This is a genomic window from Brucella daejeonensis (assembly GCF_014199265.1).
GTDB classification, from domain to species: Bacteria; Pseudomonadota; Alphaproteobacteria; order Rhizobiales; family Rhizobiaceae; genus Brucella; species Brucella daejeonensis.
In genome coordinates, this window is record NZ_JACIJG010000004.1 from 124,339 (window position 1) to 138,637 (window position 14,299).

Genomic DNA, 14,299 nt, shown 5'->3' on the forward strand with positions numbered 1-14,299 from the left:
CAGGTACTGACCTTAAGCAACAAATTTGATCCGCCGCGATGGAACTCGCGGCTTGACCGTTACGCTTTTATTTGTGTAACGTCCTGTCACGTAAGGATATTATCTGTTCAAACGCTAACCAGGCAGGTTCGGTCATGGGAGGTAAGACGGTCACGCGAGCTGATCTGGCAGAGGCTGTCTACCGTAAGGTAGGCCTTTCCAGAACGGAGTCGGCGGCTTTGGTCGAGATGATCCTCGATGAAGTCTGTGACGCAATCGTCAACGGTGAAACGGTGAAATTGTCGTCTTTCGCGACATTTCAGGTTCGCGACAAGAACGAGCGCATTGGCCGCAACCCGAAAACGGGCGAGGAGGTTCCGATTCTTCCTCGCCGTGTGATGACGTTCAAGGCTTCGAACGTCCTCAAACAGCGCATTCTGCAAGAGCACCAGAAGCGCGAAGCCGGCAAGCAGAAATAATCGCAAATGCTGTCCTTTCGGGCGGCATTTTCTTTTTGACCGCGTTCGACATTTTCGATTCGCGCCTTTTCGGTCGGGTTACCCAATGCTGGCGGTAATTCGGTTACGTCCTTTCATGGCAGTGTGAACTGAGCCGGTGCTGTTTCGCCAGACCGGTTTGCTCGATTGGCGGCGCAACTCCGTGCGGCATCCGCCGTCTTGTGTGAAGGGATGCTTATAAAGCTCTGATATTATATAATAGGTGTGGTGAGGCGAATCGCTTCGCCGGTATTGTTTTCCGGACAGCCAGGGGCTTTCTGGAGAGAGTTTTTGTGTTAAACGCCGTCCGGTTTTGAATGACGTTTAAGCCGTGCCTCGCACGCCGGAGATTTTTAACTCCCGTCTTTTAAAATCCGTTGGTGACAAATGCCTTTCGTGTTGCGGATGCGTTCGCGTGGGCAGTGAGTTTGAACTATCTGGACAGGCGAGGCTGCGCCGCGCTGGCGAAGCCCGAACCACTGGAAAGGGCAAGTGGATGGACAAGAGCCCTGATGCATTCAGGACGATCAGTGAAGTGGCGGAGGCCCTCGATCTTCCGCAGCACGTGCTGCGTTTCTGGGAAACGCGCTTCACCCAGATCAAGCCCATGAAACGCGGCGGCGGCCGCCGCTATTATCGCCCGCTCGATGTGGAGCTGCTCAAGGGCATCCGCCATCTGCTCTACGATCAGGGCTACACGATCAAGGGTGTGCAGCGCCTGCTGCGCGAGAACAATGCGCAGTTCATCATCGCGCTTGGGAATGGCGATGTTCAGGCCATGGAGGCGATAACCCGTCAGAGACAGGCCGCAGCGGAAAAGCGCACGGCGGAAGAGGCGGCGGACAGCGAAATGGCGCTGCCGAGCGGCATCAAGGCTCCGCAGCCTGCGCGCAAGCTCTTCGGTCTTCTGAAGGGCGAGGAAGATGGCCCGATCGGTGCGGATGGCAAACGTCCGTCGAAGGACAATCGCTCGCTGTTGCAGGAAGCGCTGTTCGATCTTCTGGAATGCAAGCGCCTGCTGGATCAGGTGCGCTGACCGGGCTGCAACGAACGTAAAAAAGGGAGGCTTCGGCCTCCCTTTTCATTGTCGCCCAACTCAGTTGGACGAGAGCTTCAAGCCGACAAGACCGGCAAGGATCAGCGTCACGCTGGCGATGCGGAAGAGGGTCGCCGCTTCGCCAAGGATGAACACGCCCACCAGAAATGCGCCGACCGCCCCTATACCGGTCCAGACTGCATAGGCGGTGCCGAGCGGCAGGCTGCGCATGGCGATGGACAGAAGAAGGAAACTGCCGATCATCGTTACAATGGTGATCGCGCTCGGAGTAAAAAGCGAAAAGCCTTCGGACTTTTTCATGAAATAGGCCCAGACGACTTCGAGAAGCCCGGCCAGCGCAAGATAAAACCACGCCATTTCAGTGCGGTCCGAAGATGGAGTTCATTGGAGATTGTTCGATCGGCTTTGTCATGGGACACCCTTCCTATGGGGCCGTCCCCGATGCGAACACAGGCGCGGGTCGTCCCGCGCAGCTTTCAAATAATGCTTCCCGGCTCTTGAGGCAAGGGCAGGCGAGAACTCGCCGCCACAGCCTGGGGCGCTTCTCGGATGCGCTCCAGATTATCGTCCGCCCGCGACGTCGATGAACGTACCGGTAACATAAGCGGGAGCGTCGTTCAGGAGCCAGAATATAGCTTCGGCGACTTCCTCCGCCTTTCCGGCGCGTCCAATCGGTGTTGCAGCGCCCAGCCGCGCCGCGCGGTCGGGATTGCCGCCGCTGGCATGAATTTCCGTATCGATCAGGCCGGGCCGAACGGCATTCACGCGGATGGCTTTGGGCGCCAGCTCTTTCGAGAGGCCGACGGTCAGCGTATCCAGCGCGCCCTTGGCCCCGGCGTAATCCACATATTCGAAGGGCGATCCGAGACGCGACGCCATGGACGAGACGATGACGATCGTGCTGTCGGGCGGCAGGCGCCGCGCAGCTTCTCTCGCGCAAAGATAGGTGCCGTAGACATTGACGTCGAACATGGTGCGCAGGCGTTCGGCGCTCATTTCGGCAAGCGGCATGGTCTGGGCGACGATGCCGGCATTGAGAACGACGCCCCTGAGCGGGCCTAGCTCGGCCTCGGCGCGGTCGAACATGGAGATGACATCGTCTTCCCTGGAAATGTCGCCCTGGATCGCCAGAGCGCCTGGAGCCGATGTGGCCAGCGCTTCAAGTGTCCGATCGGCGGCCTGCCTGTTTCCGGCGTAATTGAGCGCTATCGACCAGCCATCGGCTGCGCAGCGCAACGCCGTTGCCCGACCGATGCCGCGACTGCCACCTGTGATCAGAACGTTCTTCATGCCTCTTCTCCATGCGATTTCATGGGGTGCTAACCCATTTATTGGCGGCAATGTTTTCCGTGTTGGTAACAAAGTTCGGCTGACCGGACAGCCGGTAATCTGATCTATGCGTCGCCCGCTCACCAGCTTTTTCTTTGTGGAAAGGAAATGCCAATGACATGACGTACGGTTTTTGTGTGGGCATCAGAAATTTAATCGGGTTTTCGATCCATTAGATCAATCTCCCAACCGATGGTCCGATTGCGTCCCGGACATACGGCACGAACCACTGTTGTCGGTTCCATTTTGAGATAGGATGTCGTGGTCCAACCGAGAGGAGTAGGATCGGTTCTCCCGCGTACAACCTCCAAAGCGCAATCGGCTTCGGAAAGTGATGCAGAGATAATAGTATTGTTAAAGCGTACCTCAAAACCGTTGTCTGTCAGAATTGGCTCTAAGTCGGGTGCAAGATAGAGGCTGCTGACGTAATCGTAAGTGGAGCGCGCGGAAAGGCGATCTTTAATTATTAACTTTTCGCCAGGGCGATAATGGATTTGACGCTCCTGCGTGAAGAGATTGGGATGTTTGGCCTTTCCCTCAAGGACAAACTGTCCGCCCTCGACCCTCGTGCTGCTTAACAAGGAACTTCCTGATAGGGTATCGTCAGGCCCAATACTTTGGCCCGCAATAGAAATTGTATTATGGGCTTCCTTACTAAGCGCATATTTGCGCATGGCGTCATCTTGATAGCTGTATTTTCCGGCTTCGGTGAATATCAGCCTCCCACGTTCATAGAGGACAAAGCTCAAATCATCGGCATGGTCGTGTGGCTGAGCTTGCTCCATCCCCGTGACAAATAGCATGGATGGTCCTTGGGGATTATCTGATCGCACAATTGCGTAGCCAGACTGTTCGATATTTGCGAGCGCGAAACACCGGTTGTCCGGTAGGCATTCATGCCGTCCGCCCGCGAGGGCTTGCGGTGCTCCAGCCTTCCCTTCGCTATCTCCTATAGGGGGCCAGTTCCCGTCTGGGAGAACCAGCCACGGTTCGACTTGCTTGGCCTTTTTCAGTAGCTCATTGACAGCTGGATCATTGAAGCGCTCGCCGCCGCCTAGTCTTTCGATGACCCGGATAGCAAAACGGTGGTAAGTTGGAGAATTCTCCATATGAACGCCCTGCGGGGTAAACTGATGGGACAGTATCCATTTAAATTTTTCGGCTGCAAAGCGACGCCCATCGGCGCATTCCATTATATTCACGACAGAGCAAAGCAAATTCAGACCGAAAACTTGAAATAGTCCATGGTTCCCGGAGTTGATAAACTTATCGACTTGCAAACGAGTGGCGTGCTCTCGGGCCAGGTCGAGCATTTCGTCTCGATAGTCAGATGACAGCTTTCCGTTATCGATCATGCTGATGAGGAATGCGATCTTGAGAGCACGTATTCCGGTCCCCATGTCATCCCAAGAGAATCTTGCTTCCTGTGATTTATGCCAATGGAGCCAGTCAACCGCAATCTTGGCCGCGTAATCCAGGGAAGCGAGGTTTCCGTCCTTGAAATATCTGGTCAGTAGCGGATCCATAATCCGCCACATATGCAGTTGTGATTGCCAGTTTAGATCATTGTACGGGTTGGCGGACCAATCCAAAGGCAATGTATAATGCCAGGCTGGGGTGTCTCTACGTGGATGAAATGTTCTTTCGTCGCCAGGCAAACCGCGGACAAGAGATATGTCATCCGGTCCAATCTGGATGGCATGTGCCATCGAAGACGGCCAGATCAGGCAGAATAGTGCTGCGAGTGCGCGGAAACTGTCAAAAAATCCTGTCGGCTGAACAGACGTAATCCCACCATTGCGCCCTGCAAGGCGCGCGACCATTCTCTTCAATATCATCTAGTAACGTCCCCATAGCCCAAGTAATGCACCCATTCGTTGCGCTAGCATGGTGAATTACACCTCTGCAACCCAAATTTCGGCACCTGTAGAGGTGGCATTCCATTACCGAAAAGGAAAAGGCCTGGCGTCCCGGGAGGTTCAGGAAAGCGTTCGAGACTGCCTACCGAAGATATTAGCGAGGGGTGGCACGCAATAATTGAGCGATATATCGGGCAGGAGTGAACATTCGACTGGATGCGTCATTATTTGGTGGCGATAAGTGACTATTTTGTCGTCCACGGTAAATCAAAGACGGTAGCTAAATCTTTGATTTCAAATGGTCGGAGCGGCGGGATTCGAACCCACGACCCCTTGATCCCCAGTCTTGTAATGACCGTTATCTGGCTATTTATGGTGTTGGATTGATAAGTGCAAGCTATTGAAAATCCAACATCATCCAACCGACGCACCATTGACCGAATGATGATTGTTACGTAAAGTCTGGCTACATAGTGGCTATACGGAAGGTCGACATGGCGAGGTTAAAGATATCGGCTGGTGCGGTTGCGGAGCTCATGGACACTGCGATACCAAACAAAACGACGTTTTATTTCGATACAGAATTGTCCGGTTTTGGGCTGTATCGGACCCCTTCAAACGTCGGGACGTACTTCGCCGAATATCGTCCAGTAGCAGGTGGCAATAAGAAGCGCGTCAAACTCGGACGTGTTGGGATATTGAAGGCCAACGACGCTCGAGAAGCTGCGCGCAAAGCTATCGCGAATGCGGCACTGGGCAAGGATTTAGCTAAAGATCGGGCAATGGAGCGAGCTAGCTTAACGGTCCATGAGCTGGTCGAAAAATACATTGATGAGTTTGTCTCACAGAAGAAAAAGGCGTCCTCTGCGGAATTCTATCGGACCATGCTGCGCAAGCATATTGCTCCGAAACTCGGTTCTATCAAGGCGGTGACATTGACGCGGGTCGATATCCAGCGCGCGCACACCGCAATGTCAAAAACAGCCAAGATTTCCGCAAACCGATCGATGAAATTGCTTTCCGCGGCTTTTAACTGGGGTGGCAAAAATGGTCATGTGCCGGAAGGCTTTAATCCAGCAAGTGGCATCGAGTTAAATGAAGAGAACGAGCGCGAACGGTTTTTGAGTGAAGCTGAAATGGTTCGCCTTGGCGACGCGATGCATGAAGCCGAGACGATAGGATTGGAAGTAAATGCAGGCGATGCGAAGCACGCTCCTAAAGGGCAGCGCGTGAAGATGAGCGTTGCAGTTACAGGAGCCTTCCGCCTTTATATGCTGACGGGCTGCCGTTTGAGGGAAATCCTGCATCTGCGCTGGTCGGATTTGGATCTGGATCGTGGAATCGCATTTCTTCCAGATTCAAAGGTTGGAAAGCGCACAATCTTGCTGTCAACAGCAGCCGTTTCGGTGCTAGAGAACATCCCTCGGATCGGAATATACGTGATCGCCAGTGATACCGCTGGAACGCAGAATGAAAAGCCAAGGGCCGATTTGAAACGTCCGTGGGCGTCGATAACGAAACGCGCTGGCCTTGAGGGGCTTCGGATTCATGATCTTCGTCACAGCTTTGCAAGCGTTGGAGCTTGGTCTGGTCTTGGGCTGCCGGTCATTGGAAAACTGCTCGGGCATGCGGATGTAAAAACAACGGCTAGATACGCCCATATAGCGGACGATGCCGCACGGCGCGGGGCTGATGTGATTGCGGAGCAGATCGCCGCAAAGATAGGGGGCAAGTGATGGCTAAACTTCCGTTTGTAGTCAGCATCCAGGCAATTCCCATCGAAGCCGCTCTATCAGAAGGCAGGACGGAAGATGCGAAAACAATGGTTGTCGAACGATTGCTATCCGGTGATGCCGACCCGGCAGTCCAGAAAATTGCCGCTGAACTAATCAAGCCTAAAAAGAGCGGGCGCGGACGAAGGAAGGCGCACACCCGATACTGGTTAGACATTGGAGAAATGTATAACGATCTTCGAGATCAGCAGATGAAAAGGGAAGAAGCGCTCGCACAAGTCGCAGATCATTTCGGAGTCAGTGAGACGCACGTCCGAACAGCGGTAAAAGAATATGACGCCGCGAAGGAAGCGCACGACGAAGCGTCTCGAAACAGTGACAAGGCAAATTAATCCCATTTTTTTGCCTAAAAACACAACTGCAACAGTGTCATATTGCATCCACCACCACACCACCGACCAACAACACGAGGAGAAAAAATATGGGAAAGAACGTTCGCGTTCTGGAAGCTGCAGAATATCTGTGCCTATCGAAAAGCAGCTTAGATAAGATGCGCTGTTATGGCGGAGGACCAAAATATTATGAACTCGGTCGCGCCATCATTTATAATACCGACGATTTAGATGCATGGCGCAATGAGCGTGCCGTTTTTGGCATGAAGGCTGACAATCAGAACTCTGTAGCGAAGCAGGTGGCGTAACCATGCCGAGCATCACCGAGACTGAAGGATGGCGCGCCGCGCGCTCCATCATCATGGATATTGCGCTGACCGAGCGAACGGAATTTCGCGAAGACATCCGCCTTGTCACAAAACTGGTTGATGGGCCGAGGATGCTTGCGGTCTACGTCGATGATGCGTTTGAGAAAACGAATATCCTGATATCGCTATCCAGTTTACTTGAAGAGTTTGCAGGACGCGACTATGCGCTGGATTACGGGGCGGCTTTGCGGGACATTAATGATGACCGTTTCCGGCGGGGCAAGACAGTTTTCCCGATTTCGTTTGCTGATGAAAAAGGCAATCCAGACAATGTAATTTACATTTCGGATTGGCTCGCAAGGCGTGCTGCGATGGCAGACGAAGCCGCCGCCTAACACCAACCACCAAACCACCACCGCATGCGCAGTTGCCCGCGCCACGGGCTTTTGCGCGCTTAAACACGAAGGAGCACTTGAATGAATATCGCAGCAGAACACCACAACTCAGTAGGCGCCATCCGTAAGCAAGCGGACAGTCTTGCAGAATTTATCGACCATCACGAAGATCCAATTGAACTGGCGGACATCGTGAAGAATTTTCCAGATTTCCGCACTGCTACCGTCATGCTGGCAATCGGTAAAACCCGAAAGCTTGACCTCTATCTCGCGGATAATTCGGCAGAGCTTCTGTGCCGAGGCCACCACCTTCTCACCGAGCGCGCAGTGCTCTCCGATGAAGATTTCGCCAGCCGACTACACGGGATTATTACTCTGGCGAAGTGCTCGGCGGCTGCAGCATGACCGACCAAGCTGCCGATTTCGCGAAGTTTCTGATTGAAGAATATCGCGGGATGCCGCCAGCAAGTGCGGTCATCCAGATCAAACACCGATTTCCCAATATCACCTATGGGGAATTCATGCGTGGCTTTGCGATTGCCGAAGAACTGGCAGTCGCCGATGCTTCAACCACCACTACTGAACACGAGGAAACACCATGGCTGATGAACCTTATTATCACGAGGGCATGCAGTGCTACGTGAACTCTATCCATTACGATTTTCACACGAAGACCGGCACCGTCTTTATGGAAGAGGATGCCTGCACTGATATGTCGGGATGCATTGCATTCTTTGAACGCATAGACCCGCAGGCGCTGCTTATCAGGACGGTCGCAGGAGAAGAAGACGACACGGTTTATCGGCGCGGTCCACGCCGTTGGTCCGCATTTGCACCGGGCGTTCTGTAACCATGGCCGCACGAATTTTCAACATCACCCCCTCGCGTCGCGGCGAGGGGAACACGCTCGCTTGGTTTGATGCGGAGTTCCCGAATGGCGTCAAGATTTACCGGCTAAAACTGGTCGAAACGCGCAACGGGCATCGGGTTTATGGGCCGCGTGATCATATCGGCCAAACCATCTCTTTGCCGATCGATCTTGCCGATCAACTCGCCATCCTTGCAGTCTCACAGCGGAAAGCAGTTGCCACCAATGACAATCATCGACGTTAAATCTGCTGCCGCAATTCTAGGCGGTGATACCTTTCGCGGAAATCGCGTTCTATGCCCGGGACCTGGGCACAGTAAGAGCGACCGCAGTCTGCAGGTCGTGTTCAAGGCAGACGGCAGTTTTACCGTCACATCCTATGCGGGCGACGATTTTCGAGACTGCCGTGATTACGTCAAAGCGCGGCTCGGATTGAGCGATGAACAGCCCGTATCATTTGCAACGCCATTGCCGGTGATTGACGTCGACAAGCTGCGCAAGCAGCAGACCGCGGCGGATATCTGGTCGAGGTCCATACCTATCGCGGGCACATTGGCTGAAGCATATCTCCGGTCGCGCCGTCTATCATATGCAGGTGACGCTCTGCGCTTTTGGCCAGGTGGTCGCGCCATGGTCGGATTAATCACCGATACTATAACGGGCGTCCCCATCGGTATTCATCGCACTTTTCTCGATCGCGATGGCAAGCGTACAGCCAAGAAGATGCTTGGAGCCGCCGCTGGTGGCGTTGTTCGCCTGTCAGGCGACGATGAGGTGAGTACCGGATTGTCAATCTGTGAAGGAATCGAGACGGGCCTGGGCGCACTGCGTTTCGGTTATGGGCCGGTATGGGCCTGCTTGTCGGAAGGCACGATGCGCCGATTTCCAGTGATTGACGGTGTCGAGGCGCTGACAATCTTTGCAGACAATGACCGGAACCGCGTTGGCCTGCGCGCCGCAGATGAATGTGCGCGCCGTTGGCATGAGGCAGGCCGTGAGGTGACGATTATCGCCTCTGAAACGGTGGGCGAAGATATTGCAGATATAGCAGAGAGGACAGCGGCATGAAATCTAACTGCGCAGTGACCAATATCAGGTCAGCCATTGCCGCGTACCTGCGGCACCGTTCCGGCATATCGCTAATTGAGATGTGTCGCGACATAGTCGGGTTTGCCGGGGACAAAACCTGGATCATTGCCGACGCTAATCTTGTTGTATGGCCGGGCATGTCGGATGAAGCCGTCGAGGCGATGATGGCCATGATAGTTGCAGAAGAAATTACGCCGACAGTCACCACACCCTTTGTCTACCTCTATGATGGCGGCATGCTGGATATGCCGGTAGCTAAGAGCCTCAAGCATTACAAAACAAAGCGCTGGATACCGCTGGTCTTTGCAGGAGGTGCTGCATAATGGTGGCCATACCCGGAACGAAAAGCGTCGTCTACGATCCCGATAAGCCTGCGCCGGAATTACAGGCGTCTAACGACAATGACCCAGCCAAGGGTAAGCAAGTCCTCAATCTGCGAGACTGGACATCGTCCATTTACGCCAGTGAACCGCCTCCGGTGGAATACCTAGTCGATGGCGTGATCGAAAAGGGAATTCCTGGCCTGATCGCCGCTATGGGTGAAGTTGGTAAATCCTACCTCATGCTGGAGCTTGCGCGACGAGTGGCGTTCGGTTCATCTCGTTTTGCCTCTCCAATTTTCGGGGGGCAAGTTGTTCAGGAGGGTACGGCGGTCTTTCTCACGGGCGAGGATGACCGCAACGCACTTCATAGGCGTATGCATGCAATCGACCCGGAACAGGCCCGCTTGACCGCGCGCAATGAACGGTTAATTGCAGTTCCCCTTCCATCGGCGGCGCCATCGATCCAGCCCTATTGGGTCGAGAAGAAGGGAGAGCTTATCGAAACCGAAGCCTGGTCTCGTCTGAAAGACCAACTGCTGTCGTTTTCCGATCTCCGTCTGGTTGTTCTGGATCCGTTGCAGTTGCTGGCACTTCTGCCATTGAATGAAGACCCAGCGGCGGGGCAGTTCGTTTGTGCGTCGATTGCGTCATTGGCGGCAGAGAGTGGCGCTAATGTTTTTTTCACGCATCACATGAACAAGGGCGCAAAATCGATCGCAAATCTGGCGGATGCCCGCGAAGCGGTGCGCGGCACAACCGCCATCGTTGACGGTGTGCGCGTTGCATATGGCCTGTGGTATGGCGACGAACAAAAAAGCAAGGCGATATGCAAACAGATCGGCATCCCGTTCACGTTCAACCGTATAGCGTACGGCGGCGTTCTGAAGGCAAACGGTGCGGCCAAGCGCATTCTGACCACGTATTCGCGAAATCCTTCGGGGCTTCTGGTCGATGCTAACGCACGACTTGGTGGAGATTTCATCGACCAAGACGATCTTCGTACAGCATTGGTTATAGCCATTGAAGCCGCCGCAGCTGATGGACAGCCCTTTGCAAAAACAGGACAAGCCGGATTGTTTGAAAACAAGGAGCGCTTGCCGGAAGATTTGCGTGGACTGTCCAAGCATAAAATGGGCGAACTCGCCGACAGCGCGCTAGACCGTGGCGAGATTGTCAGGGCTACAGCCAAGGGTGAAAAAACACCCAAGTGGCTTGATGTTCCGGGCGGACAATTCGCAATTGGCATCGGCGAATTCGGGGTCGGGGCGATACGAAAACCCGTTCCCGGATGACGCCGGGAACGCATCGTTCCCACGGGAATGGGAATGTCTTTTTTAATGATTTCAATCACTTAGCGTTCCCATTCCCGGCGTTCCCGGAACCCGGCGGGAACGGATAAGCTATTGATTTTAAAGGCGTTCCCGCGTTCCCGGAATTTACCCCTACTACGTAGGGGAAGGCGTCTGGGAACGCCATCCCCCAGTTATGCGAATAACAGCCTTGCCGTCTGTGGCTCATTAACACCGCATTTATTAAACCACCACACCATCATTCTTGGCCTCACCAGCCGACACCACAACACGAGGAGCAAACATGTCTCATTTGCAAAAGAATATTCACGCTGCCCTTTTTGGCGTTCCAGAGTTAGAGCGCCTGGAACTGCATACGATCGCCGAAAAATGGGCAGCAGACAAAAACCGCCCGACCATCCCGTTTCAGCGATTGGCCGAACTTGCCTTTGTAGAAGGATGGTCGCTATCAGAGCTTCCAGCTAATCCCGTCTACACTCAAGTCTGGCAATCGAAAGCCTGGGTATCTGCGGCGTTGCTTGGCGCGATCTATCAAATTTCTGCGGCTTACCGCCGTCAGTCCAACGACACGCACCAGCGGTCTGTTTTGGAGGAACTACAGGCCAAGGTCGCACGGCTTACTGCATCATGTCGGGCAGCTTGGCGAGCGTCAGATTTAAAGGTGCCATTTCGCGAACCTCGCCGTGTAGGCACCAGCGCCTATTCACCCGAGCCGATGGATGCAACTGAGCAGCATAATGACGGTGCCTTGCGCGGAAAGCGCATCACCCGTGCGGAATTGCACAAGCAGCGCCCCGATCTTCGCGACGGAGAAGCTGCATGAGCGCGGTTCTACGGCAGCCGACAAGCGACATGATGATCGAAGTAGATCCTCACCAGTACGTCAATTGGCTGAGCGCGATGCAGAACGGCCTTATCGTGAAGAATGCTCTATCCTCTAAGCGACAATACCTGCGCCGCGAAATGGGAATTGAGAACGCTGCTACGGATGCGCACGACACTCATCTCGCTCTAAAGGAAAGCCGAGAGGGCGCAATCTTTGGGCGCCCCACGGCACCGGTCAATATTTTTGCGGCTCCAGCCGGACCGGTTCAGAATCCTTACCGGACACGCACCCGCTGGCTGCGAGACCAGTCCGGCGCACTGGTCCGTGACGAACACGGCCTTCCAATGCCTGAGCCGCGCAAGGTGACGCGCCGGTCGTCAGTAACTGACCCGCGTACTGCGGCTTGGCGGAGTATTTCAGGCCAGAAAGTGCGCATCGCCAAAACTTGGACGGAGGGGAAAATGAAGGAAGAACATTCACCGCAAGAACGTGAACTCGGCCGGGCGATTGCTTGGTATCGGCGTGTTGTAGCCGAAGAAGACCTGACCGCGGCACTGGAAAAAGCAAACAGTCGGCGCGCCGAACTTGCAGAATCTGCGGCCAATGACAATGAGCCTCAACAGGGTTGGGAACTGTTGCGGCAACTCCGCCGTGATCATCGCCATGACGATATCGAGGTTGTCGAACTGTATCGCGGATTGTGCGGCCTGATTGCCAGCAATCCGCTGCAGGGCGCCGACTATGGATATGATGCATCTGCGGAGAAGGAATATCGAACCTTAAAGCTAAACGGTGTGGAGGAAGTAGACGAAGCTGCTTCCAAAGGATGGCAAGATAACGCGGTGCCTGGCGGTGAGATTGAATACAAGGAAGTCCGGAAGCGCGGCTCCGATGACCCAAACTGGACTATTCCAGCAAAGCAAAAGGTAGTCGGGAAAGACCCTACAAATATCAAGGCACGCCCATTCGCCGTGAAATTCAATGAGAATGTCATGATCGCGAAAATCGATATGCGACCCGTTCTGGAGGAATTGCGTGCGTCTCTAGGCATTGGCCTGGACGCGTTCGAGGACGCGGTACTTGCGGGCAAGACATTGACAGAGATCGGCGAGGCCCGAGGCTATAAGCATCGTCAAGCATCATCGGTCGGCAAGGAACTTGTTTATGCGTCCATCGGTGCTCTCCGTGTGGCGTGGCAAAAGATCAAAACGCGCCAGCGGAAAGAGGCGAAGCAGGCCATGCGGAATGTGCAGCGTGCCCGCGAGCGTTTGGAAGCGCAGCAATACAAGCGCGCCGCATAGTGAGGTGTACGTCAAACCCGCTCCCAAGGGTATAAGAGAGAGAGAAGAAAACAATTCAAAAGCCCGGTCGCAAGCCGGGCTTTTTCTATTTCAGATCAGCGTGGGTTTGCTCCTTTCCCCACGCTGTAGCTGTGAAGACGGTTTCTCCTCCCGTTGTAGCAGCCCTCACCGGGTTGAGCGCTGTCCCCGGCGCTCCCCGGTGTTTTGGTTTCTTCTTACGTGGTCGCGCCACGGACCGCACGCCAGTTGGATAGCGTGGCAAAACAAGCCCACACAGTTTCAGCACCCTTGAGATCGTCGGTGCAAGTCCGACCCCTGCAACCAATCTTCAAGGGCATGGGCCCGTATACAGCCGAACGGATTGATGAACCGCGTCGGCTGCCCAATTCATGAGGTGATACATGACTGACCCACGTTTGGATGATCTGCAGCGCAGGCTCGAGTCCGCGTTCAAGCGAAACAAACTGACGATGCCGCGGATAGCCACGGCGGATGAGCAGGAAGCTGACAGGCAATTCAGGCTTAAGGGCTTGTGTCGACTTCAGCGCGAGATTTCCTTCGCACGTCTCGGCCCGCGCAAAGGTGGTATCAATGACCTTTCGCAATGGGCAGAGTTCGGTGGCCATCTTCCCCGGCCAGCGCCGCCCACGTTTGGCTCGGCACAATGACCGACCCACGCAGCGCTGAGGCGAAGAAATACCGCGCGCTTTATAAGTCAGCCAAGTGGAGACGCATCCGCGAAGCCCAGCTTCGAATGCAGCCTCTCTGCGAATACTGCCTGCAATCGGAGATCGTAGAACCCGCCACGGTCGTGCATCACGGCGACGGTGGTCACAAGGGAGATATGAACCGTTTCTGGACCGGGCCGTTCGTATCACTTTGCAAGCCCTGCCATGACCGTGATGGTCAGCGTGAAGACCTCGGCCAGACCGTCATCAGGTTCGACGCGCAGGGCTGGCCCATCGGCTGATGTGACCGAAAAACACACCCCCGGGGGCTATCTCGGTCTCTCCGGCCATCGGCCATCGGGAAC

General features: G+C 54.7%; 20 protein-coding genes. 16 read left to right on the top strand and 4 right to left on the bottom strand.

What is annotated here, in order from left to right:
• The first annotated feature begins 134 nt into the window (after positions 1 to 134).
• Both FHS76_RS06315 and FHS76_RS06320 read left to right on the top strand, forming a co-directional pair.
• Positions 135 to 458 carry an integration host factor subunit alpha gene (locus FHS76_RS06315; RefSeq protein ID WP_183649682.1) on the top strand — a complete coding sequence of 108 codons (324 nt, stop codon included), beginning with the start codon at positions 135 to 137 and terminating at the stop codon, positions 456 to 458.
• Between the two features lie 514 nt (positions 459 to 972).
• Positions 973 to 1,512, top strand: coding sequence for a MerR family transcriptional regulator (locus FHS76_RS06320; RefSeq protein ID WP_183649684.1), 540 nt, complete (start codon positions 973 to 975; stop codon positions 1,510 to 1,512).
• Positions 1,513 to 1,572: 60 nt separating this feature from the next.
• Here the strand turns inward: FHS76_RS06320 and sugE are convergent, their stop codons facing one another.
• From sugE to FHS76_RS06335, 3 genes are all read right to left on the bottom strand, one after another.
• Entirely contained in the window at positions 1,573 to 1,890 is a 318-nt protein-coding gene (sugE, locus tag FHS76_RS06325) for a quaternary ammonium compound efflux SMR transporter SugE (protein WP_183649687.1), read from the bottom strand.
• A gap of 204 nt (positions 1,891 to 2,094) precedes the next feature.
• Positions 2,095 to 2,823 carry an SDR family oxidoreductase gene (locus tag FHS76_RS06330; RefSeq protein ID WP_183649690.1) on the bottom strand — a complete coding sequence of 243 codons (729 nt, stop codon included), beginning with the start codon at positions 2,821 to 2,823 and terminating at the stop codon, positions 2,095 to 2,097.
• 191 nt (positions 2,824 to 3,014) lie between these two features.
• Positions 3,015 to 4,700, bottom strand: coding sequence for a heparinase II/III domain-containing protein (locus tag FHS76_RS06335; RefSeq protein WP_183649693.1), 1,686 nt, complete (start codon positions 4,698 to 4,700; stop codon positions 3,015 to 3,017).
• A 515-nt stretch (positions 4,701 to 5,215) separates the two neighbouring features.
• Here FHS76_RS06335 and FHS76_RS06340 point away from each other — a divergent pair.
• The 13 genes from FHS76_RS06340 to FHS76_RS06400 all read left to right on the top strand — a co-directional run bounded on the left by FHS76_RS06340 (position 5,216) and on the right by FHS76_RS06400 (position 13,266).
• On the top strand, positions 5,216 to 6,457 hold the full coding sequence (locus FHS76_RS06340; RefSeq protein WP_183649696.1) for a tyrosine-type recombinase/integrase: 1,242 nt from the start codon (positions 5,216 to 5,218) through the stop codon (positions 6,455 to 6,457).
• Positions 6,457 to 6,846 (top strand): hypothetical protein, encoded by a 390-nt coding sequence (locus FHS76_RS06345; RefSeq protein WP_183649699.1) that lies wholly within the window; start codon positions 6,457 to 6,459, stop codon positions 6,844 to 6,846. The genes FHS76_RS06340 and FHS76_RS06345 overlap by 1 nt, the downstream gene beginning before the upstream one ends.
• An 89-nt stretch (positions 6,847 to 6,935) precedes the next feature.
• The gene (locus tag FHS76_RS06350; RefSeq protein WP_183649702.1) at positions 6,936 to 7,154 is read left to right on the top strand and encodes a helix-turn-helix transcriptional regulator; all 219 of its coding nucleotides are present in this window, start codon (positions 6,936 to 6,938) and stop codon (positions 7,152 to 7,154) included.
• Between the two features lie 2 nt (positions 7,155 to 7,156).
• A complete protein-coding gene (locus FHS76_RS06355) occupies positions 7,157 to 7,549 on the top strand; it encodes a hypothetical protein (protein WP_183649706.1) in 393 nt (130 codons plus the stop codon).
• 81 nt (positions 7,550 to 7,630) lie between these two features.
• Positions 7,631 to 7,954, top strand: coding sequence for a hypothetical protein (locus FHS76_RS06360; RefSeq protein WP_183649709.1), 324 nt, complete (start codon positions 7,631 to 7,633; stop codon positions 7,952 to 7,954).
• Positions 7,951 to 8,193 carry a hypothetical protein gene (locus FHS76_RS06365; protein ID WP_183649712.1) on the top strand — a complete coding sequence of 81 codons (243 nt, stop codon included), beginning with the start codon at positions 7,951 to 7,953 and terminating at the stop codon, positions 8,191 to 8,193. Before FHS76_RS06360 ends, FHS76_RS06365 begins: the two co-directional genes overlap by 4 nt.
• Positions 8,148 to 8,399, top strand: coding sequence for a hypothetical protein (locus tag FHS76_RS06370; RefSeq protein WP_183649715.1), 252 nt, complete (start codon positions 8,148 to 8,150; stop codon positions 8,397 to 8,399). Before FHS76_RS06365 ends, FHS76_RS06370 begins: the two co-directional genes overlap by 46 nt.
• A 2-nt stretch (positions 8,400 to 8,401) precedes the next feature.
• Complete coding sequence (locus tag FHS76_RS06375) at positions 8,402 to 8,662, top strand: hypothetical protein (RefSeq protein WP_138725399.1); 261 nt, start codon at positions 8,402 to 8,404, stop codon at positions 8,660 to 8,662.
• Positions 8,643 to 9,485 carry a DUF7146 domain-containing protein gene (locus FHS76_RS06380; protein WP_183649718.1) on the top strand — a complete coding sequence of 281 codons (843 nt, stop codon included), beginning with the start codon at positions 8,643 to 8,645 and terminating at the stop codon, positions 9,483 to 9,485. Before FHS76_RS06375 ends, FHS76_RS06380 begins: the two co-directional genes overlap by 20 nt.
• A complete protein-coding gene (locus tag FHS76_RS06385; RefSeq protein ID WP_183649721.1) occupies positions 9,482 to 9,829 on the top strand; it encodes a hypothetical protein in 348 nt (115 codons plus the stop codon). Before FHS76_RS06380 ends, FHS76_RS06385 begins: the two co-directional genes overlap by 4 nt.
• Positions 9,829 to 11,121 carry an AAA family ATPase gene (locus tag FHS76_RS06390; protein WP_183649724.1) on the top strand — a complete coding sequence of 431 codons (1,293 nt, stop codon included), beginning with the start codon at positions 9,829 to 9,831 and terminating at the stop codon, positions 11,119 to 11,121. The genes FHS76_RS06385 and FHS76_RS06390 overlap by 1 nt, the downstream gene beginning before the upstream one ends.
• Positions 11,122 to 11,422: 301 nt before the next feature.
• Positions 11,423 to 11,962, top strand: coding sequence for a hypothetical protein (locus FHS76_RS06395; protein WP_183649727.1), 540 nt, complete (start codon positions 11,423 to 11,425; stop codon positions 11,960 to 11,962).
• Positions 11,959 to 13,266 (top strand): hypothetical protein, encoded by a 1,308-nt coding sequence (locus tag FHS76_RS06400; RefSeq protein WP_183649730.1) that lies wholly within the window; start codon positions 11,959 to 11,961, stop codon positions 13,264 to 13,266. Before FHS76_RS06395 ends, FHS76_RS06400 begins: the two co-directional genes overlap by 4 nt.
• Before the next feature lie 215 nt (positions 13,267 to 13,481).
• Here FHS76_RS06400 and FHS76_RS06405 read toward each other — a convergent pair whose 3' ends face one another.
• On the bottom strand, positions 13,482 to 13,892 hold the full coding sequence (locus tag FHS76_RS06405; protein WP_183649734.1) for a hypothetical protein: 411 nt from the start codon (positions 13,890 to 13,892) through the stop codon (positions 13,482 to 13,484).
• A gap of 38 nt (positions 13,893 to 13,930) precedes the next feature.
• On the opposite strand from FHS76_RS06405, the gene FHS76_RS06410 reads away from it, so the two are divergent.
• Positions 13,931 to 14,236, top strand: coding sequence for an HNH endonuclease (locus tag FHS76_RS06410; protein WP_183649736.1), 306 nt, complete (start codon positions 13,931 to 13,933; stop codon positions 14,234 to 14,236).
• Positions 14,237 to 14,299: the final 63 nt, after the last annotated feature.